The sequence below is a fragment of the Paenibacillus sp. RC84 genome (assembly GCF_041260495.1).
GTDB lineage: Bacteria > Bacillota > Bacilli > Paenibacillales > NBRC-103111 > Paenibacillus_F.
In genome coordinates, this window is the sequence record NZ_JBGBYL010000012.1 from 126,093 (window position 1) to 142,091 (window position 15,999).

Below are 15,999 nucleotides of genomic sequence, written 5' to 3' on the forward strand. Positions count from 1 at the left end.
TGTCAAGAGGCCTCTTTCCGCTTATTTTTGCAGCCGTCCTTTTTTTCGGTCTATTCCGCCTGTTTCTCTGGGATTTAGCAGAAAAAGTGAACCTTATTTTTCCCTTTGCGGACTTTTTATAGCCTGCTTGGCTTTGCTGCTTTTCATCCCTATTTTCGCCCCTCTTGCTTTCCGGATAAACTGTAACTATAATGATTACAAGATATTCAAAACCAACTCCCTGTTTGCTTCGTGCAAACGGTCCGAGATAGAAATTTGGAGGTTTTCCTACTATGAAAATTGAAATCTGGTCCGATTTTGCGTGTCCGTTCTGTTATATCGGCAAACGCCGGTTCGAGCAGGCGCTTGAACAATTTTCCCGCAAGAGCGAGCTTGAAGTGGTGTACCGCAGTTTCGAGCTGGACCCGAACTCTCCCCGGGACATCAGCCACAGCGTCCATGTGATGCTTTCCCAGAAATACGGGATGAGCGTCGAGCAGGCCAAAACGATGAATGCCAATGTGGTTGCGCAGGCGGAATCCGTCGGGCTCACCTACCGCATGGACACAATCGTTTTGACGAACACGTTCGACGCGCACCGTCTGGCTCATTTCGCGAACGCCCACGGCAAAATGCACGAGATGACCGAACGGCTGCTGAAAGCCTACTTCACGGATTCCCTTCATCTCGGTGATCATGCCGTACTGGCTTCCCTCGCGGAGGAAGTGGGACTCGACAAGGCCGCGGCCGAGCAAATGCTGGCGGGCGACCTGTATGCAAGCGAAGTGCGCGCCGACGAGCAGGAAGGCGCCGAGCTGGGCATAACCGGCGTTCCGTTCTTCGTGATCGACCGCAAATACGGCATTTCGGGCGCCCAGCCCGTTGATGTTTTCGTGCAGGCTCTGGAGAAAGCGTACGCCGAATCCAAGCCTCTCACGATTTTGGGCGACGAAGGCGCCGCGGCTGACGGAGCCTGTGCCGACGGCGTGTGTACGCCTCCCGCGCGGGATAAGTAACCTTCTCCCGCTTCTCCACGAAAGGCCGTCCGGCAATGGACGGCCTTTGTGGCGTTCCGCGGCCGGTGTTCAGCGGCCGGCTCTGCCCTGCCGCTTCCGGCATGGCCCTGGATGCGTGCCGGCCTACACAGCGGGAAGAACACTCGTCTGCGGTTGACCGCCTTCATGCGCAGCAAAAACCGCGAGCTCTGCGCGCGGGCAACAACCTCACGGCAAAGACACGGAACGTCCGGTGTCCCGTGTCTGCTTTTCATCCCCTCGTGTCCTGCTTTTCACATCCCGTCTGTTTTCCCGTGTCCTGCTTTTCTCATCCCGTCCGCTGCCCCGTGTCCCGCTTTTCTGGGCTCATGCGTCAGACTTCACTCGCTCCCGCCTTCTTCATCCTCAAGCGTCGCGGAATAAATATTTTTGCCGTAGAAGATTTCGTCCATCTCCAGCGTCAGGCTTTCCGTTATTTCCTCCTGCTCCTCGGCAGTCAGCTTGTCCTTCGTATAGCCGAACAAATAGTTGTTAAGATCGAATTTACGCAGTTTACATTTCGTATGGAAAATATTTTCCTGGTATACGTTCACGTCGATCATATGATACTTATCCTTGATGGACTGCGGAATATAGTTCTGGATGGAGCTGATTTCGTGGTCGATAAACAATTTATGGCCGTTAATGTCCCGCGTAAAGCCGCGGACCCGGTAATCCATCGTAAAGATATCCGTGTCAAACGAATGGATCATATAGTTCAGCGCCTTTAGCGGAGAAATTTCGCCGCAAGTGGAGACGTCGATATCCGCACGGAACGTGGAAATACCTTCATCAGGGTGATACTCGGGATACGTATGGACCGTGATGTGGCTTTTATCGAGATGACCCACAACGGCTTCCGGCAGGGGCCCCGGGGATTCCTCGAACGATTCCGTGGGTGCGGTATCGACCGGTCCTTCCGATACGAGCATCGTAACGCTGGAGCCCTGCGGCTCGTAATCCTGCTTGGCGATATTCAGGATGTGGGCGCCGATGATGTCGGACACGGTATTTAAAATTTTGGTCAGCCTCTCCGCATTGTACTGCTCGTCGATATATTCGAGATACGCCTGCCGCTCTTCCCGGGTACGGGTGTAACAAATATCGTACATATTAAAACTCAATGACTTTGTAAGGTTATTAAAGCCATGGAGGGTGATCCGCTGCTCGGGTGTCAGTGCCATCATTGATTTCCCCCTATCCTCATTCAGGTTAAAAAAAGACTCTTTTTATTTTTACCCACTCTGCCCAATAAAAAACATGTCGAAAAAAGGGAGGAGCCGCCCCTCCGCAACTACAAAAAGACCGCCCTTGCGGGCAGCCTCTGTCACGCGCTTTATCCGGTCTTACTTAAATCCGGGAAGTCCGCGTTCCTTCAACCATTTTTCTTCGTAATAATCAAACACGTTGTTCTGCACAAGCGCTTTGCGCTGTTCCGCATACTCACGGCCAAGCTCCACGGATCGTTTGAGGACGGTTTCGACTTTAAGCCGGGTGATCGGCTCCGTAACCCCATGCTCCTGGACAAACGCGTACAAAGATTCCGCTTCATCCTGCCTGCCCGCCAGACTCCAGCCCATCGCTTCCTCGCATAAAATATGGGAAATGATCATTTTGTTGTGTCTATTTCCGGACTCATCGCGGAGATCGTCCATCAGAAACGGCATGAAATCAATGGCATTGATTCGTTCTCTGCCGATTACCTGGCTGAAATATTTCGAATAATACAGCACAAACAGATCTGTAAACTTTTCCGTGATTCCCTTCTTGTTGCCGATATATTTATCGAACAGATACGTTTCCGACTTCAGCAGCAGAAATTTAAGGCTCTCTTCCTTAACATTCGGAATGGTAAATAAAATATTCCAGTAATAATAAAGCGATTCGTACGGATCGGAAATCGTCTTGGCAAGCCTGCCGTCCGAGAAGATCAGCGTACCGAGGCCCATCGTCAGCGATAAAATACCGAACAGCGTCACGACCAGATGATCGAAAGTGCTTTTAAGCAGCGTCAAGGCCAGAATACCCGTTACCAGGCTCATAACAGGCCCGAGAATGAAAATTACCGACTGCTTCTTGTTGTTCCGCTCATAAGAAGCTTCATCCCTGAAATCGGCCACATCCACCAGCACATTGCCGACATAATAAAAGTTCTTCCATGAAAAAACGATCTTCTTCTGCGGAATGGACAGGGTACAGGGCCCCAGACTGAATTTGATTACTTTTCTGCCCGTAATAAACGCCCCCAGAACATGACCCAGTTCATGCACAAAAAGGGCGGCTCCGCCCGCGGCCACGAAAGACAGGAGGAAAACGACGATATTTAGAGCCATGCCGGGGCTCGCAACGGCAATTGCCGCAAGAACAACTAAACAGCCGATCAGAAACTTTACTTTTCCCTTCATTTCTCTCTCCTTTGAAGACCGGCAGACTTTGCGCCGAACGCTCCCTGCCGTTTTGTTAAAAAGTCGTGTCAGGTTTATTTTACCTCATAAAATAAAAAGTTAAAAACACAAAGAGGCACATCCGCCTGAACGAATATGCCTGACATGCCGGAAACCCTCTATTTAACCGGTGCAGCGTCGTAGTCTTCTTTTAAAATCGCGTAGATTTCCAGATCGACAATTCCTTTGCCCGACCATAAAGCGGCCTGCCGAAGCGTTCCTTCTTTGCGGAAGCCGTTCTTGATCAGCACCTTCTTGGAAGCATCGTTCGCCGGCATCACCTCGGCCTGAATCCGGTTTACCTCCGCTTCCGTAAACAGATAGGCGGTCAGCAGCCGGACGGCTTCGGTAGCGATTCCCATGCCCCAGCAATCTTCGGCCAGGAAATAGCCGATCGTCACCCTATCGACTTTCTGGTTGAAATCGAAAGCTTCCGCGATTCCCGTCAGCCTGCCGTCCTCTTTCCGGAAAATCCCCCATTTGATTCTCGATTTTTTGCCGAAATCTCTCTCGAAATGGCCGATCATCGAACGGACCGTCTCTTTGTTATGCTTGGGGATAATGCCGCAGTGCCGGAATACTTCCTCGTTGTCGTATATGCCGAACACCTCGTCGAGGTTGTCTTCTCCGATTTTTGTCAGCACCAGCCTGGAGGTTTCCAGAACAGGAAGCTGCGCAAATACAGCTTGAATGTTCATGTCACACCTTCTCACAGCGGAATAAGTTAATCTTTGGGCCGGACGGGAATATACAGATCCACCTTCGCTTTGCCTTCCGGGTCCCGGAGCGGGTCGTTCATACAGAACTCCAGGCCGTACCTGTCGTCCGCTTCGTACCCGCTTCCCGGCAGCCAGTTACCGTACAAGTTTGCGTAAGCGAGGGCAAGCTTGTCCACGGTATCGTAAAAAGCGTACCGGCCGTACAGGCCGCCCTCCAGCTTTTTGAAGCTCACCTCGGTGTGGCCTTCCCGCTCGAAATCAGGCGGCAGCGTGACGCAAGCATCGTAGCGGCAGGCAAATTCGTCCACGAGAGACGGGTCGTCCAGCGAAATCCCGATGAATTGCTGGCGCTCCGGGGTGAGTCCGTTCCGGCCGGCCCAGCTCCCGAGCGTCTCCCAGGCCCGCCCCGTCTCCAGGTAGCTTCCCATATGCCGAACGAAGGCTACTTCCAAATCCGGCAGTTCTTTCAGCGTAACATTCATGCTCCAAATCCTCCTCAGAAAGTGATTTCCGTTACCGGCACTTTCATCATACTCGCGAGACGAGGAGGGTTCTTCCCGCTTCTTGCGGTCTCCTAACGAAAAATTGCGGTCTTGAAGTTCTCTGCGGAGTTCACTCGGAGATTTCCCGTGCTGCCTTTTGAACACGCCGTTAAAAGTCGATAAAGATTCAAACCCGCAGGAATGCGCGATATCCAGCACCGTCCTGTCGGTATCCTTCAGAAGCCGGACGGCGTTCTCCAGACGGTTGCGGGTCACGTAAGCGGCCGGAGTTACGCCTGTCACGGCGGCAAAAATGCGGGAGAAATGGTATTTGGAAAAGTTCGATACGCCCGCCAGCGTGTCCAGATCGAGTTTGCGCGAGCTGTTTTCCTCGATGTAAGCGATCACTTTGCCGATGCGGTCGGCATATTCGTGCTTCATGGTATGCTTCGTCCTTTCGGGCGGAATCTTGGCACGGCCGGTTCGGACCGTGCAGTCTTGGCGCGGGGTCGGCCGGAGCCACAAGTCGGGCCGGGACCGCCAAAGTGCCTAGAGAGCGTCTTACAGCGCTGCGGTCAGGAAGAGCCGCTCGCCAAGATGCGCTGTCCGGCAGGCCAGTCTTTACGGCACAGCGAGTGCCGAGGCGGGCTTCCTCGCGTCAGGCAGAGTCGCCCCGGAACGGCGCCTCGAACGCCTGATTGGCGCCTTTTCCGCCGGGGATCATGCGGAACTGCCGTCCCATTACCGTTTCGCCGGGAACCGGCAGACGTTCAGCCGTAACGACCAGATCCATATTGATGCTTCCCGCGATCGCAATTTTGACCGGCCTGTTCATGTTATAGCTCCCCTTTCGTACACCGCCTGTATTAGATAAGTGTATCACGCCTGCGGGGAGGATTGCTTGACGGCATCCTTACGTGTTTTGCCGCCGATCCTGCAAGAACCGAAGTCTGCCCTCTTTACAGATAGTTGCCCCCGATGCAAAATATGGATATAGGTGATCCAAGCCTAAAATCCTTGTAGGAGTGATCGAATGTCCAAGAAGATCCTGATCATTGCAGGCGATGCAGTCGAGGCTTTAGAGGTATATTACCCGTACTACCGCGTGCTGGAAGAGGGCTATGAAGCGGTTCTCGCGTCTCCCCAGCAGAAAGTGCTTAAAACCGTCATCCACGACTTCGAGGGCTGGGACACCTACACGGAGAAGCCCGGTTACCTGCTGGAATCCCACGTTTCATTCGATGAGGTCAACCCGGCCGAGTTCGACGCTCTGATCATCCCCGGCGGCCGTGCGCCCGAATATATCCGGCTGGATCCGAACATTCCCCGCATCGTGAGCCACTTCTTCGAAGAAGGCAAGCCGGTCGGGGCTATCTGTCATGCCGCTCTCGTACTTGCGGCTCTAAAAAACAACAAATATTTCGAGGGCCGCACCCTGACCGCCTACACAGCCTGCCGGTTCGATGTGGAGAGCCTCGGGGCGAACTACACGGAAGAAACGCTGCACGTGGACGGAAACCTCGTCTCCGGGCATGCCTGGCCGGATCTGCCTGGTTTTATGCGCGAATTTCTGAAGCTGGTGAAAAGCTGACCGGGCTTATAAACATCCCTGATAGTTCATGCCATATAAAAAGACCTGACGGAGCAAAAGCTCCGGCAGGTCTTTTTACGTAAAGCCGATCATACGACGGCAGACAGAAGATACATTCAAAACCTCTCTGCCTATTTCCCCAGCAGCCCCGCCTGCATCAAATACTCCTTCGCGGTCTGTTCCGCCGACGCTCCCTGAACGTTCACCTTGTAGTTCATTTCGCGCATCTCGTCGTCGCTGATCTTCCCGCCCAGCTTGTTCAGAACTCCACGCAGCTCCGGATGCCTCTCTAGCGTCTTCGTGAGCAGCACGGGCGCGCCCTGATACGGCGGGAACAAATGCTTGTCGTCCTCCAGCATCCTCAGATTATATTGCTTCAGCTCACTGTCGGTGGAGTACGCGTCCACTAGATTGATAGCGCCGGACTGTACGGCCTGATAGCGGATTTTGGGCTCCATCTTTTTGACGTCCGCGAACTGGAGACCATACAGCTTCTGAATGCCCCGGTACCCGTCTTCGCGGTCGGAAAATTCCAGCGTAAAGCCGGGCTTAATCGTCTGCCGCACGTTCTGCAGATCGGAAATGGTCTTCAGCCCGCGCTCTTCCGCAAGCTGTGCGGGCACCGCCAGCGCATAGGTGTTGTTGTACGCCATCGGCGTCAGCATTTCCATGCCGAATTTACTCAGCATGCCGGCTTTCGCCTGTTCGTACACCTGCTTGCTGTCGGTGCTGACCGGTGTTTCCTTCAAAAACTCGGAGATGGCGGTTCCCGTAAACTCCGGGTAAATGTCGATTTCGCCGGCCTTCAGCGCGTTGAAAACAAACGACGTTTTCCCTAAGCCCGGCTTAAGCTCGACCTTCAAATCCGTATCCTGCTCGATGAGCTGCTTGTACATCTGGATGAGAATCTCCGGCTCGGAGCCGAGCTTGCCCGCGATCACGAGATTCTTGTCCTTCCCGCCCGTGAAGTACGGGACCAGCAGCAGAAGGAGCACGACCAGGACGGCCGCCCCGGCTGCCGGCATGAAGCGCCGGAACGACATGCGCTCGAACGCCCTCAGCAGCAGGTCGAACAAGATGGCCAGAAGCGCTGCCGGAACCGCGCCCAGAATGATGAGCGCCGAATCGTTCCGGTCGATGCCGAGCAGGATGAGATCGCCGAGACCGCCCGCTCCGATGAGGGCGGCCAGTGTCGCCGTGCTGATGATGAGCACGGTGGCCGTGCGGATGCCGGCCAGAATGACGGGAAGCGCGAGCGGCAGCTCCACTTTGAACAGACGCCTGCGGCTGTTCATCCCCATCGCTCTGGACGCTTCGATGAGCGAGGCGTCCACCTCTTTGATCCCCGTATACGTGTTGCGGAGAATGGGAAGCAGCGCGTAGATGACGAGCGCGATTACCGCCGGCACCCGTCCGATTCCGAACAGCGGAATGAGCATGCCGAGCAGCGCCAGCGACGGAATCGTCTGCAGGACGGCCGCGATGCCGATAATTCCTTCCGCTCCGCGGGTTTTCCGGGTGAGATAAATGCCGAGCGGAACCGAAATAAGGACGGCGAAAAACAAAGCGATGACGGACAGCACGATATGGTCCGCCACGGCGCCGAGAAGCTGGGACTGCCTCTCGCGGAAAACCTCGGCCAGCGTATTCATGTCCGCGCCCCCTCCTTCAGCCGCCCGGCCATGAACTTCAGCAGCGCCTGCCGCGAGACGGAGCCCACGATCACGCCGGCCTTCTCGACGGCGAGCACCTCTTCATCGGCAAGCAGCTGCATGGCCGCTTCCAGCGGCACTTCCGCCTTGGCGATAGCCGCGGGACGGGTCGGGAAATCGGACGGGCCGATTTCCAGCAGCACATCTTCCAGCGTCAACCGGCTGCCGAAGAGTCCCTTCTGCCCGCCGACGAATTGTTCCACGAACGCGCTGGCGGGATTTTGTAAAAACCCCTGCGGGGTGTCCAGCTGGACGATCTCGCCTTCGTTCATGAGGCAGATCCGGTCACCCAGCTTCATCGCTTCCTGCATATCGTGCGTGACGAACACGATCGTCTTCTTGATCCGCTGCTGGAGCTCCAGCAGCTCGTTCTGCAGCTTCTCCCGGCTGAGCGGGTCCAGCGCGCTGAACGGTTCGTCCATCAGCACGATCTGCGGGTCCGCCGCCAGAGCGCGGACGACTCCCACCCGCTGCTGCTGTCCGCCGGACAGCTCCTTCGGCTTGCGGGAGCGGTAGGTTTTAGGCTCGAGTCCCACCATATCGAGCAGCTCGTCCACGCGGGCGCGTATTTTCGCGCGATCCCATTTGCGCATTTCCGGCACGATGGCGATATTCTCTTCGATCGTCATATGCGGAAACAGCGCGATCTGCTGAAGCACATAGCCGATGTTCCAGCGAAGCTCGTGGATGTCGTATTCGCTCACTTTGCGCCCGCTGATCCACAGCGTTCCCCCGGACAGCGGGATAAGCCGGTTGATCATTTTCAGCGTCGTCGTTTTCCCGCACCCGCTGGGCCCGATAAATACGAAAAATTCCCCTTCGTTAATTTCCAGATTCAGATCGTTTACGGCTACCGTATCGTCCGCGTAACGTTTAGAGACGTTCTCGAAACGGATCATAGTTTTCTCCTCTGCGCCACTGACTTTTATTGGCTTCTGTGTACCTATCTCTCTTTATAATAGCCTTACGGGCAAAAAATGAATCTGCGAAAAAAACCTTGCTAGGCATAGAGGCCCGTCAAGGTTTTGAGAAGAGGTTATCCGGCATGCAGGCAAGACTTCACGTCTTTGCCCGCGTAAGCTTTCCAAATGATCAGGTTGTAAGGGTAGATTCGTCCGGTCCTGCCCGATCCGCTCGAACATCCGGCACAAACATCGATGTCTTATCGTTTGACCATGAAACAGAAAAATTGGGTAGTGATCCTGCACGTGCTGTCTGTCGTAGGATGGCTGGGAGGCGCGGTGTGCATGCTCCTCTTAAGCCGCCACATGCTCTATGCCGATCAGGGGGAACAGCTGTATTACACGCTGGAAAACATGCACCTCATCGACAGCACGCTGATCCGGTACCCCGCGCTGATCGCACTCGTTACCGGCATTGTCCTCTCCCTGTGGACCCAGTGGGGGCTTTTCAAATACTACTGGATTCTCATCAAGCTTGTGCTGACCGTCTCCCTTATCGTGTTCGGCATCACCTGCATGGGGCAGTGGCTTTCCTGGCTGTTCCGCACGGCGGACGAAATGAGGCTGGCCGCTTTGGGCGACGCCGAATTTCTCGGCACCGCCTACCGGCTGCTCGGAGGAGCGGTCGCCAACATCGCGGCGCTCGTGTTTATGACGGCGATTTCCTATTTCAAGCCGCTGGGTAAAATCCGTAAAACGGCGCGTAAAAGCTAAGGCGGCTGCGCTGCGCTGCCGACGGCTTGCGGCGCGCACCCGCCATCAGGCGGGACCGGGATACTGCACGCTGAGTTCCGCGATGAGCTCCCGGATGGCGGCTACGAGAGCCGCCGGCTGCTCCACACGCGCCTCCTTGCCGAAGCTCACAAAAAATCGGGCGGCCCAAGGGATGAAATCCGGCCGGATCATCCGGCTGATCGTTCCGGTCCCGTCCTCGTACACGGTTAGCCCTTCGGCCATCCAAGTTTCCGTGCTGCACCGTCGGACGCCTTCCTTGTCGAGCACAACGTGCAAAAGAGAGGCCCCTTCTTCATCGGAGAGCGACAGATAGTCTTGGACGGTAAGCTTGTCATAGTTCCGCTTGCCGCTCTGATCCTCTACCTGCTCGATGGCGGTAATCCGGTCTACTCGGAACACACGGATCGCGGATCGCTCGAAGCAGTAGGCCGGACAGTACCATAAGCCGTTCGTCGCATAGATGCCGATGGGCTGGATTTTTCTGGAGACGATATCCGTGTTGGCGTCATACCGGATCCGGATGATCCGCTGCTCCACCGCCTGCTCCAGAAGCCCGGACAGATGAGGCGCTTCCACATGCCGCTGCGGGGTCCAGAACGTGAAACGCGTCCGGAGTCCGTTAATCCGCTGCCGGGTTTCCTCCGGGAGATAGTGGGTAAACTTTTTCAGTGCGGAGAGCGATTCCGGCTGAAAAGGCAGGTCGGCATAATCGCGCAGCGACTGGTAAGCAAAAAACATCGCAACCGCTTCATTTTCAGAAAATAAAATGGGCGGCAGCGTTTTCTCCCTCAGCATCTGATATCCCCCGGCCGCTCCCGGCTCGGAATATAAGGGAAGACCGGCTTCGGTCAATTCCTGCAGGTCCCGGAGGATGGTCCTTTTGGAAACACCGAACTCCTGTGCCAGTTCGCCTGCCGTAAACCTCCGCTTCGTATTGAGCGTAATCATCAGTTCGATCTGTCTTCGGGATTTGGACAATGACATGGGCTCCTTGCATGTTGTTTTGGTTACAGACAGCTTCAAGAATTGCTTCTAGTATACCTCACAAACGTTGACAATCCTTGTCACCATTCCATGATAAGTTGATTACAGGTCGTTGAATCAGGAAAGGGGCAAATCATGGAACTGCTTAAAGATTTATATAGTCCATCTTTTTTCGAGCGTTTTATTAACCTTGTTAAAGAAAAATATCCCTCATTTGACGGGGACCGCTTCCGCGGCTCCATTTATGACGGGAACTGGGATACGGAGGCGTTCAAACAGCGGATGCGGCATATTACATGCTCGCTTACGGAGACGCTCCCTTCCTCTTATCCCGAAGCGCTGGAAGTCTTGACGGCCGTCGCGCCGCAGTGCAGGGGAGTCGAGTATTTGTTCTTCCCCGACTTCATCGAACTTAACGGTCTCGGTTCGTACGAGCTTTCTATGGAATTTTTGCAAACATTCACTCCGTACTCCAGCTCCGAATTTGCCGTCCGTCCTTTTCTGCTGCGGGAACCGGGGCTTACCCTGGAACATATGAAGCGGTGGGCACGCCACGAGAACGAGCATGTCCGGCGTCTGGCCAGTGAAGGCTGCAGACCCCGTCTGCCGTGGGCTTCCAATCTGCCCGCCTTGCGGGAAGACCCTCGTCCGATTCTTCCGATTCTCGAAACGCTGAAGGAAGACCCGTCGGAATACGTGAGGAAGAGCGTGGCCAACAATCTCAACGACATATCCAAGGACCACCCCGAACTCGTGTTGGAGCTTGCCAAGGGCTGGTATGGAAAAACCCCGGCCACCAACTGGATCGTGAAGCACGGCTGCCGCTCGCTGCTGAGAAAAGGCGATTCCCGTGCGCTCTCCCTGTTCGGGTATGAAGAGATCCGGAACATCTCGGTTCATGCCCTGGACGTGAAAACCGGAAGCATAGCGGAGGGAGAGAATCTGGAGTTTTCTTTCCGGCTTGTGAACGAATCGGAAGACATACAGGCCCTGCGGGTGGATTATGAAATCGGGTACCGGAAGAAAAACGGGACGCTTGCGCCGAAACGTTTCAAGCTGACCGAGAAACCGTTCGGACCGGGCGCTCATCCCCTTGCCAAACGGCATTCGTTCAAACTTCTCACTACCCGCACGTATTACGCCGGAGAACACGAGGTCCGCATTCTCGTTAACGGGACCCCGATGGCCGCGGTGTCGTTTGAATTTACGGGGTAACGCAATGGGCTGCTTCCCGCCTGATGCGTCTGCAGTCCCCCGCTTCCTTTCCCGGCCGGTCTAAGCTGCGGTTTACCGCTAGTTATCCCGACCGATTAGCAAAAGGCTCGGGCCGTCTCCTCCGGAGGCGGCCTGAGCCTTTATTTCCGCTTTCCCGCCGGAAAGCAAAAAAACTTTCCGCAGCACCGGCGCCATTCTCACAAGGCACACGTTTACGGAAAGGATGTTATCGCAGGGGATGAGCGCTTCCGGGCGCAGGTTCGGGCCCGTCCCGGTTTATTTGAACCAGCCCTTCTCCTTGAAGCGGGTGATGGCTTCGATCCGGTTGCTCACGTCCAGCTTGTCGAGAATCACCGAGATGTAATTGCGGACCGTCCCGGTCGTAATGTACATCTGGCTGGCGATCTCCTTCGTATTCTTGCCGTCGGCGATGAGAAGCAGCACTTCCTTCTCCCGCTCCGTCAGCGGATTCTCCTCGCTGTAGGCTTCGTCCACCAGCTCCGAGGCGTAAAGCCTCCGCCCCGCCATTACGCTGCGGATGGAATCCGCCAGCTCCTCGCTGGGGCTGTCCTTGAGCAGATAGCCGTTCACCCCGGCTTTCATGGCGCGCTCGAAATAACCGGAGCGGGCGAACGTCGTCAGGATGATGACCTTGCAGCCGGAGCCTTTCAGCTCCTCGGCCGCGTCCAGCCCGCTTTTGGCCGGCATCTCGATGTCCATGATGCAGACGTCCGGCTTGTGCTCCTGCACAAGCTTCAGGGCGTCTTCCCCGTTGCCCGCAACGCCGACAACGGTCATATCTTCTTCCAGGTTCAGCAGGGAAGCAAGCGCGCCCAGCAGCATCCGCTGATCCTCGGCGATCACAATGCGAATCATTCTCCCGCCTCCTTTGCCGGTTGTTTCAAAACGATCGGAATTTTAATGACGACCGTGGTCCCTCCCTCGGAGACGATGTCCAGCGTGCCGTTAATAAATTCCAGGCGCTCCTTCATGCCGCGCAGCCCGTTTCCGCGGAAATAATCGAACTGCTCCGCGCGGCCGTTCCCGTTGTCCTTCACCTTGACGACGAGGTCCGCCCGCGACGGTTCGATCACTATCGTGCAGGCCGTCGCACCGCTGTGTTTGACCACGTTGGTCACGGCCTCTTTGAGACACATGCTAACGACGTTCTCAGTCATCAGCGAGGTATCGATCTGCTTCGGGTCGCCTTCCAGCTTGAAAGCTATCTGCGCCGCTTTCAAAATCTGCTTGACCCGGAACATTTCCTCGGCGACCCGCGTGCTGCGCATGTTGGTCACCATTTCGCGCACTTCCTTCAGCGCGCTCCGCGCCGTCTGCCGCACATCGTTAATCTCGGCCCGCGCCTGGTTCGGATTCTTGGCGATAAGCTTGCCCGCAAGATCGCTCTTGAGCCCGATCAGGGAAAGCTTCTGCCCCAGCGTGTCGTGCAGATCCCGGGCGATCCGCTGGCGCTCCTCCAGCTTGACCAGCTCGTCAATCCGCTTGTTCGCGTCCTCCAGCTGCCCTTGCAGCTTATCCCGCTTGTTCTTCGTATACGTGTTGACCGGAAGCAGAATGACCCCGATCAGGGAAATCAGCACGAACGGAAGCTGCGTAATGAAGATCGGATTTTGCGTGACGAAACCGAAATTGATCGTAGCGATCGTGCTTACCAGATGAATGGTATAGAAGGTAAAGAAGCCGATCTTGTTCTGGATATTCCCGATAAAAAAAGCGAGAAACAGCGAAAAATACACGTACCCGAACAGAAGCGTCATCGCGATCGAAACGACGATCTGCACGCTCGTCCAGAAATACACAAGCCACCCCTTTGATACGACGGACAGCACATAGCAGCTGAAAAACACAATGATCATGCCGATGCCGAAGGCGTTCTTGAGGGTGGAGCCCGAACTGAATATGAAATAAAAAGGAAGGATGTAAAAGACTACCCACACGTAAGGACTGAGACCGGTGTTTTTCTGAAAAATTCGAATCCAATTCTGCATGGTCTCTTCACCTTTTCTGCGGCGCCGTTTTACATCCATTTTAGCATAAACCGTTAAGTTTGGGACTATTCGCCCTGGAAACCCGGTTTCGGATTTTTCAGGACATCGCTTGCGGCTCCCGGCCTGCGGAGCACATGTTTGACATCTTTAAAGCTTACAAACGTCTTCCCTTTCTCGTCCCACAGACGGAAGCGGAGAGACTGAAGGCTCGTACGGAGCGTAATGGTCGTCGCTTTTTGCAAAGGAGGCGTTGAGTTATGCGCCTTTTCCAGGTTGTAATTCGGCACTCTCGGACTCAGATGATGAACATGATGGTAGCCGATGTTGCCTGTGATCCACTGCAAAACTTTCGGAAGCTGGTAGTAAGAGCTGCCGTCAACGGCCGCTTTTACGTAGCTCCACTCGTCTTCTTTCTCGAAGTAGGAATCCTCGAACTGATGCTGCACATAGAAGAGCCAGATGCCGAGCAGTCCCGATACGAAGAATACCGGCGCCTGCACGAGCACGAACGCCTGCCAGCCGATCAGCCAGCACATCAGCGCGTACAGCAGCACGATGGATACGTTGATCACATACGTGTTGATGCGTTCCTTGCGCTTCGCTTTCTTGCGGTTGAAACGGTACTGGATCAGAAAGACGGCTATCGGCCCGAGGCCGAACATAACCAGCGGATTGCGGTAGATGCGGTAAGCGGCTTTACGGAACCATGGAGATGCGGCGTATTCTTCTACGGTCAGCACCCACATGTCTCCGGTGCCGCGCTTGTCGAGATTGCTGCTAGTGGCATGATGCACGGAGTGGCTGTATTTCCACTGCTCGTAAGGACACAGCGTCAGAATGCCGGTAATCGTGCCGAGAATATCGTTGGCCCGGCGGCTTTTAAAGAATGACTGATGACAGCAGTCGTGAAATATGATGAACGTCCGGATGACAAATCCGGCTGTGAGTAAAGCGAGAGGGAGCGTGAGCCAGTACGAGACGGCAAGGCTTGCATAAGCCGCGTACCACAGCAGGAGGAGAGGCACAATCGTGTTGAAAACCTGCCGGATGCTTGATCTTGTATCGGTCTTTTCGTAGGGGGCGACATCTTTTTTCAAATTCATAACTTTCGTTTGAGACATTAGTATGTGTCCTCCTCGTTCTGACGCGGGGCTAAATCCCTGGCATCAGCGCGCTATTCTACCTTCATTATAAAGAGAACCGCTTGCGCGCAGTAGTCATAAACGTCATGAGGGCACATGACAAATGTCATATAGGGCGGAGGGAAAAAGGTCGGCGGGAATGAACCGAAACGGCTGCCCGCAAGGGAAAAAACGCGGATTCCGGAAAGTCTGGGCGGGGAAGACCTGCATGACGGGACCGGCGTCAGTAAAAATCCGCCCGGTTCTCTTCGTCCGCTATGTCCTGAACCTCTTCGGGCGTGATTATCATGACAGCGTATCCGTCTTCGTTCTGTTTCTTCAGGGCCCGTTCTTTCATAAAACGGGGACTCCCCTCGCCCGCTTCTTCGTCATAAAAAAGAAGAAGGCCGTCCGTTTTGCGCAGGAGAAGATCGTCCCGGGCCTGCAGCTGCCACACGCCGGCATACGGCTGCTTGCTGACGGCTCCGTAGAAATCCACATCCTTCAGGATGCCGCGGTAAAACTCCTGCTTGTCTTCCTTCCACTTCTCTTCCGGGTTGGCGTAGGCGGTCAGAATCGAAAGCTTCAGCTGCGGATACTCCTTCTTGAGTCCGATCACGACCTCGCACGCCCACAGATCCACCCCGTACTGCCCCGGCGTGATCACCCATTCCAACCCGTCTTCGATGAGCGGGACAAGCCGGCCCGCGATCGCTTTTTTAATATACTCAATGCCTTCATGCTTTTCGTTAAAAATGTTCAGCTCATGCGCCCGGTAGCCGGTCACGAGAAGGTTTTTCAACTGCGGACACTCCTTCGGTGCGGGTGATAACGTACATCTTCCAATATACACGAAATGAAGAGTATACGCCCGGGGAAGGTTGGGCCGTGCTTGTCTGTGATTAAATCGACACCAAAAACACTAGATCATGTGCTAAATTAAATAAAAATATCTATATGTAGTGTTTTTCGGTCTAAGGAGGTGAAAACTCGCAATCTGAACGGGAGACCT

The 15,999-nt window shown here is 54.9% G+C and carries 15 protein-coding genes and 1 pseudogene; 4 read left to right on the plus strand and 12 right to left on the minus strand.

What is annotated here, in order from left to right:
* Positions 1-272: 272 nt before the first annotated feature.
* Positions 273-995, plus strand: coding sequence for a DsbA family oxidoreductase (locus ABH899_RS25285; RefSeq protein ID WP_370001446.1), 723 nt, complete (start codon positions 273-275; stop codon positions 993-995).
* A 359-nt stretch (positions 996-1,354) separates the two neighbouring features.
* Here ABH899_RS25285 and speD read toward each other — a convergent pair whose 3' ends face one another.
* From speD to ABH899_RS25310, 5 genes and pseudogenes are all read right to left on the minus strand, one after another.
* Positions 1,355-2,197, minus strand: a complete 843-nt coding sequence (gene speD / locus ABH899_RS25290) for an adenosylmethionine decarboxylase (RefSeq protein ID WP_370001539.1) — start codon at positions 2,195-2,197, stop codon at positions 1,355-1,357.
* A gap of 162 nt (positions 2,198-2,359) precedes the next feature.
* Positions 2,360-3,418, minus strand: coding sequence for a site-2 protease family protein (locus ABH899_RS25295; protein WP_370001448.1), 1,059 nt, complete (start codon positions 3,416-3,418; stop codon positions 2,360-2,362).
* Between the two features lie 158 nt (positions 3,419-3,576).
* Positions 3,577-4,155: a GNAT family N-acetyltransferase gene (locus ABH899_RS25300; protein WP_009675095.1), complete on the minus strand. Its 579-nt coding sequence runs from the start codon at positions 4,153-4,155 to the stop codon at positions 3,577-3,579.
* 26 nt (positions 4,156-4,181) lie between these two features.
* Positions 4,182-5,099, minus strand: a complete 918-nt coding sequence (locus ABH899_RS25305; RefSeq protein ID WP_370001450.1) for an AraC family transcriptional regulator — start codon at positions 5,097-5,099, stop codon at positions 4,182-4,184.
* A gap of 241 nt (positions 5,100-5,340) precedes the next feature.
* A pseudogene (locus ABH899_RS25310) lies at positions 5,341-5,493 on the minus strand (PfkB family carbohydrate kinase); the annotation flags it as partial.
* Positions 5,494-5,691: 198 nt separating this feature from the next.
* On the opposite strand from ABH899_RS25310, the gene ABH899_RS25315 reads away from it, so the two are divergent.
* Positions 5,692-6,249: a DJ-1/PfpI family protein gene (locus ABH899_RS25315; protein WP_370001452.1), complete on the plus strand. Its 558-nt coding sequence runs from the start codon at positions 5,692-5,694 to the stop codon at positions 6,247-6,249.
* Between the two features lie 131 nt (positions 6,250-6,380).
* Here the strand turns inward: ABH899_RS25315 and opuFB are convergent, their stop codons facing one another.
* Positions 6,381-7,901, minus strand: a complete 1,521-nt coding sequence (gene opuFB / locus ABH899_RS25320; protein ID WP_370001454.1) for an osmoprotectant update ABC transporter permease/substrate-binding subunit OpuFB — start codon at positions 7,899-7,901, stop codon at positions 6,381-6,383.
* A complete protein-coding gene (locus ABH899_RS25325; RefSeq protein ID WP_370001456.1) occupies positions 7,898-8,860 on the minus strand; it encodes an ABC transporter ATP-binding protein in 963 nt (320 codons plus the stop codon). Before ABH899_RS25325 ends, opuFB begins: the two co-directional genes overlap by 4 nt.
* Positions 8,861-9,118: 258 nt before the next feature.
* On the opposite strand from ABH899_RS25325, the gene ABH899_RS25330 reads away from it, so the two are divergent.
* Positions 9,119-9,637, plus strand: a complete 519-nt coding sequence (locus tag ABH899_RS25330; protein ID WP_370001458.1) for a hypothetical protein — start codon at positions 9,119-9,121, stop codon at positions 9,635-9,637.
* A gap of 45 nt (positions 9,638-9,682) precedes the next feature.
* Here ABH899_RS25330 and ABH899_RS25335 read toward each other — a convergent pair whose 3' ends face one another.
* On the minus strand, positions 9,683-10,636 hold the full coding sequence (locus ABH899_RS25335; RefSeq protein ID WP_370001460.1) for a helix-turn-helix transcriptional regulator: 954 nt from the start codon (positions 10,634-10,636) through the stop codon (positions 9,683-9,685).
* 141 nt (positions 10,637-10,777) lie between these two features.
* On the opposite strand from ABH899_RS25335, the gene ABH899_RS25340 reads away from it, so the two are divergent.
* Entirely contained in the window at positions 10,778-11,857 is a 1,080-nt protein-coding gene (locus ABH899_RS25340) for a DNA alkylation repair protein (protein WP_370001462.1), read from the plus strand.
* Positions 11,858-12,133: 276 nt separating this feature from the next.
* Here ABH899_RS25340 and ABH899_RS25345 read toward each other — a convergent pair whose 3' ends face one another.
* The 4 genes from ABH899_RS25345 to ABH899_RS25360 form a co-directional block, all read right to left on the minus strand.
* The gene (locus tag ABH899_RS25345) at positions 12,134-12,733 is read right to left on the minus strand and encodes a response regulator transcription factor (RefSeq protein WP_103997010.1); all 600 of its coding nucleotides are present in this window, start codon (positions 12,731-12,733) and stop codon (positions 12,134-12,136) included.
* Complete coding sequence (locus tag ABH899_RS25350; RefSeq protein ID WP_370001464.1) at positions 12,730-13,866, minus strand: sensor histidine kinase; 1,137 nt, start codon at positions 13,864-13,866, stop codon at positions 12,730-12,732. The genes ABH899_RS25345 and ABH899_RS25350 overlap by 4 nt, the downstream gene beginning before the upstream one ends.
* A 65-nt stretch (positions 13,867-13,931) precedes the next feature.
* Entirely contained in the window at positions 13,932-14,987 is a 1,056-nt protein-coding gene (gene desA, locus ABH899_RS25355; RefSeq protein WP_009675092.1) for a Delta(5) desaturase DesA, read from the minus strand.
* A 244-nt stretch (positions 14,988-15,231) separates the two neighbouring features.
* The gene (locus ABH899_RS25360) at positions 15,232-15,789 is read right to left on the minus strand and encodes an SLOG family protein (RefSeq protein ID WP_217561720.1); all 558 of its coding nucleotides are present in this window, start codon (positions 15,787-15,789) and stop codon (positions 15,232-15,234) included.
* Positions 15,790-15,999 lie beyond the last annotated feature (210 nt).

What these genes read in the sequence shown, in the direction of transcription:
- ABH899_RS25315 (WP_370001452.1), top strand. Translation starts at nt 5,692, where the DNA reads ATGTCCAAGAAGATCCTGATCATTGCAGGCGATGCAGTCGAGGCTTTA.
- desA (WP_009675092.1), bottom strand. Translation starts at nt 14,987, where the DNA reads ATGTCTCAAACGAAAGTTATGAATTTGAAAAAAGATGTCGCCCCCTAC.
- ABH899_RS25300 (WP_009675095.1), bottom strand. Translation starts at nt 4,155, where the DNA reads ATGAACATTCAAGCTGTATTTGCGCAGCTTCCTGTTCTGGAAACCTCC.
- ABH899_RS25325 (WP_370001456.1), bottom strand. Translation starts at nt 8,860, where the DNA reads ATGATCCGTTTCGAGAACGTCTCTAAACGTTACGCGGACGATACGGTA.
- ABH899_RS25345 (WP_103997010.1), bottom strand. Translation starts at nt 12,733, where the DNA reads ATGATTCGCATTGTGATCGCCGAGGATCAGCGGATGCTGCTGGGCGCG.
- ABH899_RS25305 (WP_370001450.1), bottom strand. Translation starts at nt 5,099, where the DNA reads ATGAAGCACGAATATGCCGACCGCATCGGCAAAGTGATCGCTTACATC.
- ABH899_RS25340 (WP_370001462.1), top strand. Translation starts at nt 10,778, where the DNA reads ATGGAACTGCTTAAAGATTTATATAGTCCATCTTTTTTCGAGCGTTTT.
- ABH899_RS25330 (WP_370001458.1), top strand. Translation starts at nt 9,119, where the DNA reads ATGTCTTATCGTTTGACCATGAAACAGAAAAATTGGGTAGTGATCCTG.
- opuFB (WP_370001454.1), bottom strand. Translation starts at nt 7,901, where the DNA reads ATGAATACGCTGGCCGAGGTTTTCCGCGAGAGGCAGTCCCAGCTTCTC.
- ABH899_RS25285 (WP_370001446.1), top strand. Translation starts at nt 273, where the DNA reads ATGAAAATTGAAATCTGGTCCGATTTTGCGTGTCCGTTCTGTTATATC.
- ABH899_RS25295 (WP_370001448.1), bottom strand. Translation starts at nt 3,418, where the DNA reads ATGAAGGGAAAAGTAAAGTTTCTGATCGGCTGTTTAGTTGTTCTTGCG.
- ABH899_RS25350 (WP_370001464.1), bottom strand. Translation starts at nt 13,866, where the DNA reads ATGCAGAATTGGATTCGAATTTTTCAGAAAAACACCGGTCTCAGTCCT.
- speD (WP_370001539.1), bottom strand. Translation starts at nt 2,197, where the DNA reads ATGGCACTGACACCCGAGCAGCGGATCACCCTCCATGGCTTTAATAAC.